The sequence below is a fragment of the Bradyrhizobium sp. G127 genome (genome assembly GCF_021502575.1).
In the GTDB taxonomy this organism is placed as follows: domain Bacteria; phylum Pseudomonadota; class Alphaproteobacteria; order Rhizobiales; family Xanthobacteraceae; genus Afipia.
On the sequence record NZ_JAKFGN010000001.1, the window covers coordinates 1,593,282 to 1,608,386 of the forward strand.

Annotated in this window: 11 protein-coding genes and 1 pseudogene; all 12 read left to right on the plus strand. The window is 60.9% G+C overall.

Annotated features, from left to right (window positions below; genetic code table 11):
• Nucleotides 1-45 precede the first annotated feature (45 nt).
• Complete coding sequence (locus LVY71_RS07710; protein WP_235099212.1) at nt 46-900, plus strand: LysR family transcriptional regulator; 855 nt, start codon at nt 46-48, stop codon at nt 898-900.
• A gap of 344 nt (nt 901-1,244) precedes the next feature.
• A pseudogene (locus LVY71_RS07715) lies at nt 1,245-1,832 on the plus strand (carbonic anhydrase); the annotation flags it as partial.
• 558 nt (nt 1,833-2,390) lie between these two features.
• Nucleotides 2,391-3,428, plus strand: a complete 1,038-nt coding sequence (locus LVY71_RS07720; protein ID WP_235099214.1) for a glycoside hydrolase family 88 protein — start codon at nt 2,391-2,393, stop codon at nt 3,426-3,428.
• Nucleotides 3,425-4,591 (plus strand): CaiB/BaiF CoA transferase family protein, encoded by a 1,167-nt coding sequence (locus LVY71_RS07725; protein WP_235099215.1) that lies wholly within the window; start codon nt 3,425-3,427, stop codon nt 4,589-4,591. The genes LVY71_RS07720 and LVY71_RS07725 overlap by 4 nt, the downstream gene beginning before the upstream one ends.
• 34 nt (nt 4,592-4,625) lie before the next feature.
• A complete protein-coding gene (locus LVY71_RS07730) occupies nt 4,626-5,753 on the plus strand; it encodes an acyl-CoA dehydrogenase family protein (protein WP_235099216.1) in 1,128 nt (375 codons plus the stop codon).
• A 9-nt stretch (nt 5,754-5,762) separates the two neighbouring features.
• Complete coding sequence (locus LVY71_RS07735) at nt 5,763-6,938, plus strand: CaiB/BaiF CoA transferase family protein (RefSeq protein WP_235099217.1); 1,176 nt, start codon at nt 5,763-5,765, stop codon at nt 6,936-6,938.
• A gap of 83 nt (nt 6,939-7,021) precedes the next feature.
• On the plus strand, nt 7,022-10,495 hold the full coding sequence (locus LVY71_RS07740; protein ID WP_235099218.1) for an indolepyruvate ferredoxin oxidoreductase family protein: 3,474 nt from the start codon (nt 7,022-7,024) through the stop codon (nt 10,493-10,495).
• Nucleotides 10,489-11,346 (plus strand): branched-chain amino acid ABC transporter permease, encoded by an 858-nt coding sequence (locus LVY71_RS07745; RefSeq protein WP_235099219.1) that lies wholly within the window; start codon nt 10,489-10,491, stop codon nt 11,344-11,346. Before LVY71_RS07740 ends, LVY71_RS07745 begins: the two co-directional genes overlap by 7 nt.
• A complete protein-coding gene (locus LVY71_RS07750) occupies nt 11,343-12,284 on the plus strand; it encodes a branched-chain amino acid ABC transporter permease (RefSeq protein ID WP_235099220.1) in 942 nt (313 codons plus the stop codon). Before LVY71_RS07745 ends, LVY71_RS07750 begins: the two co-directional genes overlap by 4 nt.
• The gene (locus tag LVY71_RS07755; protein ID WP_235099221.1) at nt 12,274-13,056 is read left to right on the plus strand and encodes an ABC transporter ATP-binding protein; all 783 of its coding nucleotides are present in this window, start codon (nt 12,274-12,276) and stop codon (nt 13,054-13,056) included. Before LVY71_RS07750 ends, LVY71_RS07755 begins: the two co-directional genes overlap by 11 nt.
• Nucleotides 13,053-13,781: an ABC transporter ATP-binding protein gene (locus LVY71_RS07760; RefSeq protein WP_235099222.1), complete on the plus strand. Its 729-nt coding sequence runs from the start codon at nt 13,053-13,055 to the stop codon at nt 13,779-13,781. Before LVY71_RS07755 ends, LVY71_RS07760 begins: the two co-directional genes overlap by 4 nt.
• A 123-nt stretch (nt 13,782-13,904) precedes the next feature.
• Entirely contained in the window at nt 13,905-15,011 is a 1,107-nt protein-coding gene (locus LVY71_RS07765) for an ABC transporter substrate-binding protein (RefSeq protein WP_235099223.1), read from the plus strand.
• Nucleotides 15,012-15,105: the final 94 nt, after the last annotated feature.

A 15,105-nucleotide genomic window follows, 5' to 3' on the forward strand; every position in this document is an offset into this window, starting at 1 on the left:
ATATTAGTGCACAAATCACATTCATAATTGAATGGATGCGCCCCGATGGAATGGAGCGATTTGCGGGTCTTTCTGGCCATCGCCCGTGAAGGCTCGCTAGGCGCCGCCGCACGGAAGCTTGGGCAAAGTCAGCCAACCATGGGCAGGCGCCTACGCGCGCTCGAGCAATCAGTCGGTCAAACTTTGTTCCAGCGCACCGGGGTCGGCTTCGTACTAACCGATGAGGGTTCGGCCGTTCTTTCGCATGCGGAGCGAATGGAAGAGGAAGCGCTGGCGTTTCAGCGTCAGCTTGCGGGCCAAGATCAGCAACTCGACGGAATGCTCAGGATCTCATCGTCGGATTGGTTCGGCGTCCATATGTTGACGCCGATACTCACCGAGTTTGCAAGAATGCAGCCGCGCGTTGTCGTCGAGTTGCTGACCGATGCGCGTTTCTATAGCCTCCCGCGGCGTGAAGCTGACATGGTGTTTCGAATTCTGCCGTTCGACGAGTCGGAAGTAGTATCGCGACGGCTCATGCAAATCGATTACGGCGTGTACGTAAAGTCGGGAAGTGATTACGGCGTGCAAGCGGGCGACGGAAAAGGAGCGCCGCTCATCACCATGGACATGGCATTCGACGGTATGCCGGACGCGGTGTGGCTAAAGCGGATATTGCCAAAAGCGCATGTGGTGTCGCGTAGCAACAATCGCGATGTGCAGGCCGGACTCTGCGCGCAAGGGGCGGGCATTGCTGTGTTACCGCGCCCATTAGGGGATTCGCTTGCGGGAGTGCAGCGGATTGACCTTGGCGAACAGCCGCCGAGCCGAAGCACGTATATTGGGTATCATCGCGATTTGAAGCGATTGGCTCGCCTCCGTGTGCTCCTTGATTTAATTATCGAACGACTGGCGAACTGAGGAAGGGAAGGGGCAGTGATTTTCTGTGAGCAACCGGCGGATTTCAAATGAAATCAGCGGTCCCGCCTTGGCCGCGATCAGAACCCGGCGCGCTTCGTCAGACGGGAGATGCGGAGGACCCATTGGTTGGCTTGTGTCGGGCGGCGGATGGGGCCGCCGGGCGTTTGCTCTACGGGCGTTTTCGCGTTGCCAGCCCAAAGCCCCTGTCGTGTTCAGAAACGCGAATATGGAGGAGTTTGATACAGGGCAATATTCGATCAACGCAGGAGGGTACAATCTCCGCATCCCGTCAGGAGCGCGACGCTGCCTGTCTACTTCATGTCGTGACGACTGCAGTTTGGAGAATGACGATGTCTGCCACGCTCGACCATCTTTTCGATCAGAATGTCGCGTGGGCGAGCCAGAAGACAAAGGATGACCCGCAGTATTTCCGCCGCATGGCCGAGCAACAGGCTCCGCGCTATCTGTGGATCGGTTGTTCCGACAGCAGGGTGACAGCCAACGATGTGCTTGGTCTCGATCCCGGCGAGATCTTCGTTCACCGCAATATCGCCAATGTCGTCCACACCAGCGACATGAACATCCTGTCCGTGCTGGAATTCGCGGTCGATCAGCTCAAGATCGAGCATGTCATCGTGTGCGGGCACTATGGATGCAGCGGCATCAATCGGGCCATTGCCGGCGAGCACAGTGCGATGCTCGACAACTGGCTGCTGCCTGTTTCCATGTTCTATCGCAAGCACCGCGCGACCTTTGATGCTATCGCGGATGACGTTGAGCGCGTCAATCGGATTTGCGAGGTCAATGTCGAAATGCAGGTGCGCCGGCTCGCGGCGACGCCGATCGTGGAAAACGCCTGGATGCGGGGACAGCCGCTGCATGTGCACGGATGGATTTACGCCATTCACGACGGGCTGCTGCGCGATCTTGGCCCTCACGTGTCTTCGATTGCGGAGCGCGACCGGCTTCCGTCGATCGACCAAATGGTTCTTCAGCCGACTGAGGCGGAGAGCGCCATGCGGCGGCAGGCCATAGCGGCATTCGCGGCGATCGACGTGACTGATCCGCAACCGCATGCCTGCTGTACCTCGGGGTGCATACATAATTCCTAATCGCGTGTGGCGTCCCTGAAAAACGGCGTCATGCTTCCGACGGCATTTGTGCTTTTGGGGCCCACCGGCTTTGATCAAACGGTACCAGAGTTGATCCGAACGGACCCATGCCGCTTCCGATGAGGCGTCGTTCGGCTGTTGCGGTTCGTGGCTTGACCACATGCCGTCCCGCTCATCGACCATTTCCCGTCGACAAGAAGATGCGCAGTCCGGTGCCTGCCGCGGCGCGCCTTGTGATGGACGCGTCGGCAGGTTTCTGGCGGGCATCATGCGGACGCAGGGAGGCTGGCGTCAGAAAATTTGGCCGCGCGGTAGACAGCGCTTCAAACTTAACATACTATCCAGCCGGTAAATAAGAAGACGGCTGAGGAAACCCTTATGGACATTGCGGTTCTGGCGCAGCGCGTGGCGCAATTTGCGCTTGCGCATCCCGACGAGCGCGATTGCTGGATGAAGGCGACCGCCATCTCCGGAATCCTCGCTTGGGGCGATCCGGCCGCCATGGAAGCCGTCGATGGCTGGCTGCGCCGTGCTATTGCGACGCAGCGGTCGAACGGCAACCTGAATTATGCAGATGCCGTGCGCGCCATCGGCGCCGGACATGTCCGCAGTTTCACGCCGACCGCGGCTTTACCGGCGAGTCTTGGCTATCCGCTGTTGCGCCGCTATCAGCAAAACGGTGACGCGGTTTATCTGGAAGCAGCGCGGCGTCAGATAGATGCGTTACGCAAGAGCCCGCGAACCAGCGACGGCGGCATTTGCGCGCGCGCGGAAGCGTCGGAGTTGTGGATCGATTTTACGCATCTGATGTGTCCGTTCATGGCTCTCTACGGCCAGATCGCAAAAGATCCGGATGCTATCGACGAGGCCTTTCGCCAGTATCGCGTGCATATCGATCATCTTGTCGATCCGAAGAAACATCTGGCTCGCCATGCCTGGTGCGAGGCGCCGGATCACTATCCGCAGTCGACGTTCTGGTCGCGCGGCAATGGCTGGCTTGCCTGCGCGTCCGTCGATCTCGTCTCGATCGCTCCCAATCATCCGGATGCCGGCCATGTCGCTGAAACCTGCGCGCAGCTGCTTGAGGCCGTAGCGCACTATCAGGATGCATCCGGTTATTTCTGCCATGTGCTCGACGATCCGGCTTCGAACCTGGAGGCATCCGGCACCTTGATGTTCGCGTATGCGGTCACGCGCGGGATCGAGCTTGGCATCGTTTCAAAATCCCTCGCGCCGGCGGCATCTCGCGCCTTTTTGGCTGTGGCGCGAGCAGTGGAGCCGTCGGGCAAGGTACCTGGCGTCGCGGTGCCGCCGGGTGGTCCGGGCGTTCCGTTCGACTGGACGCTGTTCGGGCAGGGCTTCTTCCTGTTGGCCGCACATCACATGAAGGGCGAGTTGACGGAGGTGCTGTCATGAATCAGGCGAAATCAAAATCGCCGCAGACGCGTCCGCTGGCTGGTGTGCGCGTGCTCGATATGTCCCGGCTTGCTCCGGGGCCTTACTGCACGATGCTGCTCGCCGATCTCGGCGCGGAAGTCATCGTTGTGACCGGCGGGCGAGCGGGGGTGCCAGTCTCGACGTTCTCGCGCGGCAAGCGTTTTGTGGCGCTTGATCTCAAGGCGGAGGAGGGGCGTGCAGCCCTGCAAAAGCTCGCTGCGACGTCCGATGTTTTCGTCGAGAGTTTCAGGCCTGGCGTCTCGGCGCGTCTCGGCGCGGGTTATGAAGATCTCAGCGGCCTCAATCCATCGCTGATCTACTGTTCGCTCACCGGTTATGGTCAAGTTGGACCGCTGGCGCAGGAGGCCGGGCACGACATCAATTATCTTGCCCTGACCGGTGTTCTCGGCGCGATCGGCCCGCGCGATCGCCCGCCGACCGCGCCGCTCAATGTGATTGCGGATTTCGCGGCGGGCGGCCTCACGGCCGTAGTCGGAATTCTTGCCGCGCTTTTCGAGCGTGTTTCGTCCGGCAAGGGCCAGCATATCGATGCCGCCATGATCGACGGCTGCATGTCGCTCATGGCGATGCACTATCCGGTCTGGGGGCAGGCTGTGATGCCGGAACGTGGCAGCGGCTGGCTGGCCGGCAGCGCTCCGTACTATCGTTGCTACGTCTGTAGCGATGGCGGCTATGTCGCCGTCGGCGCACTTGAGCCGCAGTTCTTCCTCGCGCTTTGGAAGGATATTGGCGCAGGTGATCCGCCGGACCAGATGGACATGAAGGCGTGGCGGCTGATCGAAGAGACCTTCGCCCGAGCCTTCGTGTCGCGGCCGCGCGATCATTGGACCAGGCGCTATATCGGTCAGGACGTTTGCGTCTTCCCGGTTCTCAGCCCGGATGAAGTGTGGACACATCCTCATATCAAGGCGCGCTTCCCGGACGCCGATGCGGACAATGTCCCGGCGATTCCGCGTTTCAGCCGTACGGTCTTAAGCCCCGCACCGCGCGATGAAAGCGATCAGTCCGACGCGATTCTGACCGAGGCGGGACTTCGCCCGGACGAGATCGCGCTCGCCAGTCCGGCGAAGGAGCGCGCAAGCACCGGCTGGAGCGGCTGGCCGCCGCATTTCAAGACCTGACCTTTGACCCTGCAACACGAAGAGATCTGTATCCATGGCTCATCTTGAAGCCGAATATCGTGACTTCCGTGCATCCGTCCGCCGCTTTGCGAATGAGGAGGTTGCGCCCCGTGCCGCCGCTCTCGATCGCGAACAAAATCCGCCGGTCGAGGCTCACGCCGCCAGTTTGAGATTGGGCCTGCCGGGCCTGCCGTATCCCGAGCATCTCGGCGGCGGTGGTGGCGATATGTTCGCGCAATGCGTCGCCATGGAAGAGATCGCGCGGGTGTGCGCATCGACTGCGCTCGGCATATCCAGTAGCTGGATCATGATGGCCGTCGTCAACTTCGGCACAGAGGACCAGCAGCGCGAAATCGTGCCGCAGATGACGAGCGGTGCCGCTCGCTGCGCCTGGGGGCTGACGGAGCCAAAGGGCGGCTCCGATCTGATGGCGGCGTCGACAAAGGCCGTGCGCAGCGCGGATGGCTGGGTGCTCAACGGCACGAAGCGGTTCATCACGAATGGCGGATGGGCGGAATGGTATCTCGTTTTCGCGCGGACGAGCGAAAAGCGCTTCGGTCTCTTCCTGGTTCACAAGAATGACGCCGGTGTATCGTTCGGTGCGCCGGAGAAGAAGATGGGCATGCGCGGCAGCCCGACGTCCGACGTCATTCTGGAGAATTGCGTCCTGCCGGAATCGCGGCTGCTCGGCGATCCCGAACGCGGCGCGGAATATATTGGCGCGGCGCTGCTGAAGTCGCGGCTACAGATGTCCGCGCATGCGCTCGGCATCGCCGCCGGCGCGCTGGATGCGGCGTTGCGCTACACGAGCGAACGCGAGCAGTTCGGACAAGCGATTGCAAAATTCCAGATGGTTCGGGGCATGGTCGCTGACATGGCAATCAAGGTCGAGGCCGGCCGGTCGGTGCTGCGTCATGCCTGTGAGCTTCTGATCGCCGGTGATCCGGAAGCGAAACTTCATGCCTCCATCGCCAAGGTGATGTGCTCCGACGCGGCGATGGCCGTGACGACGGACGCGGTGCAATTGCACGGCGGCTACGGCTATCTCGAAGACTATGCCGTCGAACGCATGATGCGCGATGCCAAGGTCACGCAGATCTGGGAGGGGACCAATCAGATCCAGCGGCTGATGATTGCCAAAGAAGTCTACGAACAGATCTGAGGAACGGTCATGTCCATTCTGGAAGGCATCAAGGTCGTCGAACTCTGCGAGGTCTATCAGGGGCCTCTCGCCGGGCAGTCGCTCGCCGATTTCGGCGCGCGCGTTATCAAGGTCGAGCGCCCGCCCGTCGGCGATCCGATGCGGCTGGGCGATTTCCACGCAGCTGAGCGGAATTTGATGAGCGGCTATTTCGCCGCGGTCAACCGCAACAAGGAATGCGTCTGTCTCGATCTGAAGGGCGAGGCGGGGCGCGCCGCGCTTCTCGAACTCATCAAGACGTCGGACGTGTTGCTGCATAACTATCGCCCCGGCGTGATGGAACGTCTCGGCTTCGGCTACGAGGCGATGGCAAAGGTCAACCCGCGCCTCATCTATGCGGCGGCCAGCGGATTTGGAGAGAGCGGGCCGCTTGCCGAAATGGCGGGTCAGGATTTTCTGATCCAGTCGATCTCCGGCATCGCCATGAAAGGCGTGCGCGGCGATGGTGTGCCGAATTTCCTGAATGTCCCGCTCACTGACTACGCGTCCGGCATGCTTCTGGTGCAGGGCATTCTGCTTGCTCTGATCGAGCGCGGAAAATCCGGATTGGGGCAGAAGGTGATGACCTCGTTGTTCGACACCGCCATTTCCATGCAGAGCCTCGAGGCGGCCTCGATCCTGAACTATGACTACGAGACGCGCTGGTTTGATCGCGCGTTGAACTTCCCGGTTGAGACTTCAAACGGCTGGATCACGGTTCTCGGGTTTTTTCGCGACAACCCGCTGCAATTGATTTGTCAGGCGCTGGGCGTCCCGGACCTGAGCGCGGAAATGTCGATCCCGACGGCGCTCGATCAGATTGCGGCGCGTGACCGGATCGTCGAACGGCTGCGTCCTGAGTTCCTGAAGTTCCAGGTCGAGGATGTGGTCGCGCGCTTGCAGAAGCAGGGCATCCTGTCGGCTCCCATTCTCACGTTCGAACAGGCTCTTGCCCTCCCGCAAGTCGCCGCCAACGGCATGATCGTTAGCGTGAAGGCGGAGGGGCAGGACGACATGCGGGTGATCGATCATCCGGTGAAATTCTCCCGCTCCCGCAAATCATCGACGCGCGGACCACAGAAGCTGGGTGCGCAGACGAAGTCGGTCCTTGCAGAGCTTGGGTTTGACGACGCGCAGATCGCAAAGGCTTCGAACGACTCGCAATAGCAGAACGGCGTTGGCGCGAGGACGCGCCGGCTCCCGTCAATGTTTTCCTCTCACGACATCCAAAGCGCCTTCGAAAGACGAATATGGAAGCCACAGTAAAAGCAGTGCCCGCCGGTCCGGAGCCTGCATTGTCAGACCGGTATGCACAGCAGGAAGGCGAAGTCTTTCTGTCGGGCAATCAGGCGCTGGTGCGGCTGCCATTGCAGCAGCGCATTCGGGATTCGCGCGCCGGCCTGAACACGGCCGGCTTTATCTCGGGCTATCGCGGCTCGCCGCTTGGTCGTTATGATATGGAACTATGGCAGACGGGCGATCTTCTGCGCGCGGCAAACATTCACTTCCAGCCGGGGGTTAACGAGGATCTCGCCGCCACTGCAGTCTGGGGTACGCAGCATACGGCGAACTTTCCGGGGGCGCGTTTCGCCGGGGTATTCGGAATCTGGTACGGCAAAGGACCGGGTGTCGATCGCAGCGGCGACGCGCTCAAGCACGCGAATGCGGCCGGAACCGCGCCGCTGGGCGGCGTTCTCGCGCTCGCGGGTGACGACCATGGCGCGAAATCATCGACACAGGCGCATCAGTCCGACTATGCCCTGATCGCGGCCGGGATTCCGGTTCTCTATCCTTCGAACGTGCAGGAGATCCTCGACTACGGCCTGCATGGCATCGCGATGAGCCGCTATGCCGGCTGCTGGGTCGCGATGAAGCTCGTCACCGATGTCGTCGAAGGCTCCAGTTCCGTGGTGGTCGGTCCGGAGAGCCCGCGGATCACGCTGCCGTCGCAGCAGCCCTCGGACGTTCACATCAAGCGCATCGCCATGCCAAAGGCGCAGGAGGAGGCGCTTTACGGTCTGCGGCTGCCGGCGGCGCTCGACTACGCGCGGGTGAATGTCCTCAACGAGATTCGCCTTGATGCACCGGCGGCGAAAATCGGCATCGTAACGGCCGGGAAATCCTATGGTGATACCCGGCAGGCGCTGGAACGGCTCGCCGCCGAGGGTTGTCCGACGTCCGGCTTCCGGCTTCTCAAGATCGGCATGGTCTGGCCGCTCGATCCCGAAATCATTCTGCAATTCGCGCAGGGACTTGAGACGATCCTTGTGATCGAGGAAAAGCGCCCGCTGCTAGAAGACCAGATCAAGACGATACTCTTCGATGCTGCGGAAGGAAGGCGGCCGAAGGTCATCGGAAAATTCTCCGCCGCAAATGTCTGGTCGGCGATGCGTGGCGACGAGGCGTTCTCGCTGGTTGGCGAATTGAACCCGGATTGCATCGCGGAGCGTATCGGCGCTGTGCTCGGCTTCAAGCAGCCAACGTCGAGACAGGTTGTTGCGCTGACGCCGATGCCCGTTGCCGAACGGGCGCCGACGTTCTGCTCGGGTTGTCCGCACAGCACGTCGACACGGCTGCCCACCGACAGCCTCGCGCTGGCCGGAATCGGCTGTCATTCCATCGCGTTGCTGCAAAACCCGATGCAAACCGGTCCATTGGCCCATATGGGGGCAGAGGGGGCGATGTGGGTGGGGATGTCGCCGTTCACCGACACGCCGCATATGTTCGCCAATATCGGCGACGGCACGTATTTCCATTCCGGTTTCCTCGCCATCCGGCAGGCGGTCGCGGCAAAGGTCTCGATCACCTACAAATTGCTGTTGAATGGTTTCGTGTCGATGACGGGCGGCCAGCCGATAGAAGGCGAACTGACGCCCGCGCAGCTTTCCACAGAATTGCTCGCTGAAGGTGTCGCGAGGGTCGTTATTGTCAGCGACGATCCGGAGAAGTTTTCCAGCCAAACGCTGCCTGCCGGTGTCGATGTCTATCATCGCGAAAGGCTTGACGCTGTTCAAAAGGACCTGCGGGCGCATTCCGGCGTCACCGTCCTGATCTACGACCAGATGTGCGCCACCGAGCGGCGGCGTCAGCGCAAGCGCGGCAAACTCCCGGACCCCCAGAAGCGGAATTTCATCAATCCCGCGGTGTGTGAAGGCTGCGGTGATTGCGGCGACAAGTCCAATTGCTTGTCGATCGAACCACTCGAAACCGAGTTCGGTCGCAAGCGGCGCATCAATCAGGCGTCCTGCAACAAAGATTTCACCTGCACCAATGGCTTCTGTCCGAGCTTCGTGACCGTCACTGGCAGCGCGTTGCGCAAGACCAGCACGCCCGGCGTGTCGAAACCGGATACGGCTATGCTGCCGGAGCCGAAAATTCCGGCGCTTATCGAGCCGCTGGGAATGATCGTCACGGGCATCGGTGGCACCGGCGTCATTACGCTGGGCGCGATCATCGGCATGGCCGCGCATCTCGACGGCATCAGCGTCAGCACGCTGGATCTGACCGGACTCGCGCAGAAGTACGGCGCTGTGATGTCGCATATCCGGTTCGCGCCGGACCGGGAGCGTCTACATGCGCATCGCCTTGCGAAAGGCGAGGCAGATGTCGTGATCGGCTGCGATCTGATCGTTGCTGCTGGCGCCGAGGCAATCGACAAGATGAGTCCGGCACGCACCCGTGCCATTCTGTCCGCCGAAATCAGTCCGACGCGTGATTTTGCCCATGATCCAGATTGGCGCGTAGATCATCGCGCGCTGGTCAAGCGCGTCGCGGGGGCCGCATCCCAAGCAGAGGCCATCGCCGCCGCCGATCTGGCGCGATCCCTGGTCGGCGATCCACTCGGCGCGAATCTTATTCTGCTTGGTTATGCGTGGCAGAAGGGATGGCTGCCGTTGTCGCGCGATGCGATCGAACGTGCGATCCGCCTCAATGGCGCGGGCGTTGACTTTAACCTCGCCAGCTTTGCGTGGGGCCGTATGGCTGCGCACGACCTCCCCCGCGCGATCGCTGCCGCGCATCCCGATGATGCCGAGGTCGTGACGGCCCCGCGCTTCCAGAGTCTCGTCGATCTGGTCGATAGCCGCTGCCGCGAGCTGACAGACTATCAGGATTCGGAATACGCAGATCGCTACCGACGCTTTGTGACGCGCGTTGTGGAGCGGGAGCGTGAACTTCGCCTGAAGCCTGGACTCGCCGAAGCAGTGGCGCGCTACTACTACAAGCTGCTGGCGTACAAAGACGAGTTCGAGGTTGCGCGGCTTTACTCAGCACCCGCCTTCCGGCGTGAACTGGAGAAGAATTTTCAGGGTGACTACAGCTTGCGTTTTCATCTCGGTGCCGGTCCATTTGCACGGCGCGATAGCGCAGATGCAGAGCCTCGCAAGACCGAGGTCGGCGGTTGGATTCTTCCGGTGTTCCATGTTCTCGCACGTCTGCGCTTCCTGCGCGGGACGATGTTCGATCCCTTTGCGCGGTCCAGTGAGCGACGCCTGGCTTTGTGTGAGATCGCGCAATATGAGGCCGATATTGAAACCCTGCTGGCGGATCTGGACGAGAAGAGGCATTCACTCGCCATCGAGATCGCATCCTTGCCCGAGAAGCTGCGCGGCTACGGCCACATCCGTGAACGCAGCGCGGTAGCTGTCGCTGAAAAGCGCGCGGCCTTGTGGCAGCGCTGGCAGCACCATGCGAAACGTGAGCCCGTTCTGGAGGCGATATGCTGATCGAATTTCTCGAGTTCATGATTCGCGGTGCCTTGCTTGGAGCCATCTACGGCCTGCTCGCGTTTCCGGTGAGCCTGCTGTTCGTCACGACGGATTCTGTCGATCTCGCTGTTGGCGCATATGCGGTCCTGGCCGCGGCCGTTGCCGCAGCTTTTGCAGGTCCGATGGGAGTTTCATTCGGAATCATGAGCGCCGTAGCGGCGTCCATGGTTGTCGCTGTGCTGTCGCTGCGTGTTGAATCCGGCGGTATGAAGGATCCGCTGACCGTGGTGCTGATTACCTTCGGTATCTCGATATTTCTTGAATCGTTCGTCCTGACGGTGTTCGGCCAGAATCCCATGGTGCGCCAGCCGTTCGACACATTTTGGGTGATCGGACCGCTCCGCGTCAGCCCGCAAGCAGCGATCAACGTTTCGATCGGCCTCGTGCTTCTGGCGGCGCTGTATATCTGGCTGAACTGGACGGCTTTCGGACGCGACATGCGCGCCTGTGCGGCCAGCGCCACCGCCGCCGTGTTTGCGGGGATTCCGGTCCACCGGATTTACGTGATGATGCATGTGATCGGCGGTCTTCTTGCAGGCATCGCTGGAGTTTTGATTCTGTACACGACAGGCACGAGCTACAGCGCGGGACTGAGCCTGACGATCTCTGGTTTTGGCGCAGCGGCGATTTTCGGATTGCATAGTCCGCTGCGCGGATTTTTCGGCGGCGTCGCCATCGGCACTGTGGAAGCTGTTTCCACTGGCTACCTGCCACCGGGCCTCGGCACGGTGACGCCATTGGTGTTTATCCTCGTCGTTCTGGCGCGCGGCAAGGCCAATATCGGCCGTCCGGCAGGAGGCCGCGCATGAACGCCGGGAGATTCGGAAGACTGTGGCCGCTGATGATTCTGGCGTGTGTCCTCGCGGTAGTGTCGGCGGCGATTTACGGACGGCCGTTCTGGCTGGACAATTCCATTCTCATCGCGATCTTCGCACTGATGGCGCTGTCGGTCGGCCTTGCCTATGGACAGGCCGGCATTCTCTCGATGGCAACGGCGGCGTTCGCCTCGATAGGCGCCTTCGGCAGCGGCATCCTGACGACCCGCTTCGGACTCTCTCCCTATCTTGGATTGGCGTTCGCGGTGCTTGCTCCGATGGCGCTTGCCTATCCGATTGCGCGCGCCCTCGTGCGGCTGTCGCCTCTACCGCTGTCCATCGCGACATTGCTTATCAGCAGCATCCTTGAAATTGCGGTGCGTGAGGGTGGCGATTTCACGGGCGGCTATATCGGCCTGTCCGGCATTCCCCGACTCACCATCGCGGCCAACGCGCAGGGCATGCACTTTTTGGCGTGGGGCTGCGTTCTGGCGGCATTGTGGATTTATCTCAATCTCATGGATTCCAATATGGGACGCGCAGTCCGCACGGCGCGTCATGATCCATTGCGGGCGGCGGCGGATGGCGTGAGCGTGTCGCATGTTCTTGCGGGCGTTTTTGCCATCTCCGCTGCAATGGCGGGTGTCGCGGGTTGGCTCTACGCGCATCACCTGACCTATATGGGACCGGACTCGCTGACAACGCATGTTTCGATTCAGACTCTCCTGATGGCTGTCATTGGCGGCGCGCAGACTTTTCTGGGGCCGATCGTCGGTGCTGCTGTACTTCTTCTGATTACGCTCTATTTGCCGGCCGCCGAGACGCAGGGAATGTTTTTCGGCGCGGCACTGGTCCTGACTCTCGTTCTCGCGCCGCAGGGATTATTGGGGTTCCGCTGGCTTCGTTCGGTGAGGAAGACCGATGGCCGTTGAAGCCTCTAACATCGCCGTGCGGTTCGGCGGCGTCGCCGCGCTGACGGATGTGTCCGTGCGTATTGAGCCCGGCCGCATTGTTACCGTGATCGGGCCGAACGGCTCGGGCAAGAGCACGCTGTTCAATAGCATCACAGGGATGGTCGCCCTTGCGGGCGGAACCGTTCGCCTTGATGGGCGCGACCTTGCTGATGTCCCCACGCATCGGCGTATCGCGGCAGGGCTTGCCCGGACGTTCCAGACGCCGCGTTTCGATCCTCGCGTCAGTGTCGAGGAGGCCGTGCTTTGCGGCTTCTATCCGAAATCGCGAGGCACGCTGCTGGGCACGCTCATGCGCGTTCCGGGCGTCTCGCGGGAAGAAAAGGCATTTCGGGATCGCGGTGAGAGAATTCTCGCAGATTTCAAGCTCTCTGCCCTGAAGCATATGGCGCTCGGCGAATTGCCCATGGGGCAGGTGCGGCTGGTCGAAGTCGCACGGGCTGTCGCTAACGATCCGAAGTATTTGCTGCTGGATGAGCCGGCAGCTGGCCTCACCAAAATCGAGCAGGCTTTGCTCAGCGCGGAGATCCGCCGTATCGCGGAATCCGGCGTTGGCGTTCTGCTGGTTGAACACAATTTCGGGCTGGTCCGCGCATTGTCCGATCATACCGTGGTGCTCGACCGCGGCACACTGCTGATCGAAGGAAAGCCCGAGGCGCTCTTGCACGATGCAGCTTTCGTCGATGCCTATCTTGGCACCACGCGCGCTAATCACAACGAGGCGCGGTTATGACAGGGCAGGTCTCGTCGCCATCGGTCCTTGCGGCAAAGGGATTACACGCCTTCCACGGCAGGATTGAGGTCGTGTTCGGCGTGGATGTTGCGCTCAGCGCCGGAGAAATTCTGGTCGTCCTCGGGGCCAATGGAGCGGGCAAAAGCAGCTTGCTCACCGCGATCGCAGGAGGTGTCCGCTCGGAAGGCGGGCTTGACCTCGCGGGCAATTCCATCGTTGGGCTTTCCGCCCAGCAACGCGCAGCAAAAGGGCTGGCCTTTGTGCCCGAGCGCCGGGGCAACATATTTGCTCCGATGAGTGTTTCTGAGAATCTCGATATCGGCCTGCGACTTTCTCCCCGGTCGCGTCGCTCCTTCATTCGCAAGGAGCTTTTGGGGCTTTTTCCGATCCTGCGCGAGCGCGAACATGCGCAGGCGGGCGCCCTTAGCGGAGGCGAGCAACAGATGCTGGCCATCGCGATGGCTCTTGGCCGCGAACCTTCGGTGCTCATTCTGGATGAGCCGTCGCAAGGCCTGGCTCCGATCATTTTCGATCATCTTCAGCGCGCTTTCGACATTTTGAAAAGCAGGGGCATCGCGCTGCTGGTCGCTGAGCAGAATCTGCCTTTCGCTGCGCAAATTGCCGATCGCTATTTCGTCATGTCACACGGTGTGGTCGCGGCGGAAGGCGAGAAGGCTGATTTGAGTGACCACGCCGACATGCTCGATGCGTACATCAGCGAGTGATGGATCATCGCCGAAGCACTCAGAACACGGACATGAAGTCCGAAGGCAACAAGTAAAACCCAGGAGGAATAAATGCTACGATTATCGATAAATATCTGTCGCGCTCTTTCACTGATCTTGGCTTTGTCGATCGTCACGAATGCGCCGGCACTGGCTGAAGAGCCGATCAAGGTTGGCGTCATTCTCAGCCTGAACGGGCCGGCCGCGCCGTTCGGCATCCCGGAGCGCGATGCGCTGAAATTGCTTGTCGATCAGCACAACGCCCAGACCGGCACACGCAAGGTCGAACTGATCTATCACGATGAGCAGACCAACCCGACCGAAGCGGCGCGGGGCGCGACAAAACTGATCCAGCAGGATCAAGTGCAGGTCATTATCGGCCCCACCATTGGTTCCAGTGCGCTGGCAATCATGCCGATCGCTGCCGCCGCGCAGATTCCGATTCTCGCACCTGTCGGAGCGATCTCCGTAACTGCCAAGGACAATGAATTCTTTCCATGGATATTCCGTACCTGCACCAACGACGAGATGCTGGTCGAGGGTGCGATGGAATTCGGCATCTTCAAGCTGGGCTACAAGCGCCTCGCGATCATGCACCAGGAAGATGCTTACGGAAAGAATTCGGCGGTGTATGCCACCAAGCTGGCGAAGGAAAAGAACGTCGAGATTGTGACCATCGCGAGCGCTCCGAGCAATGCGGTCGATTTGACGGCCGCGGCGACCAAAATACGCAATGCATCGCCAGATGCTGTTCTGCTCTGGACGTCGTCGCCCGCGATGGGGGCGGCATTCATGCGCGCCAGCAAGCAGGTTGGTCTCGCCGCGCCGGTCGTCGGCGCAGGTGCCCTGGTACAACGCTCCTTCATCGACGCTGCAGCCGGAGCAGCGGAAAACGTGACCATGATCTCGATTGCGAACTGGGATGATCCGTCCGTCAAGCTGAAGAACCTGGAGAACCTGCTGCGCGCGAATGGCAAAACGCCCGCGGGATTCGGCGAACTGTTGACGACTGCCGCGGCGACGGCTCTGTTCGAAGCCATCAAGAAAGTAGATGGGCCCGCGACCGGAAAGAAGATCAGGGATGCGCTGGAGACCGTGTGCACATCCGAAAGCCCGTATCTCGACGGGCGCTTCTGCTACAGCAACGTCAATCACGAGGGATTCGGGAAGGATTCGCTGAAAACCATCACCATCAAGTCCGGAAAATTCCAGACCGTCGCTGGCAACTGAGGAAGCGGCACCGGCGGAAGTTGCCCGATGGCATGCGCCAGCCGCGCAGGCCGTCGGGCCTTTTCACCAGCGGCTGGAGATATCCCAAGTTCTT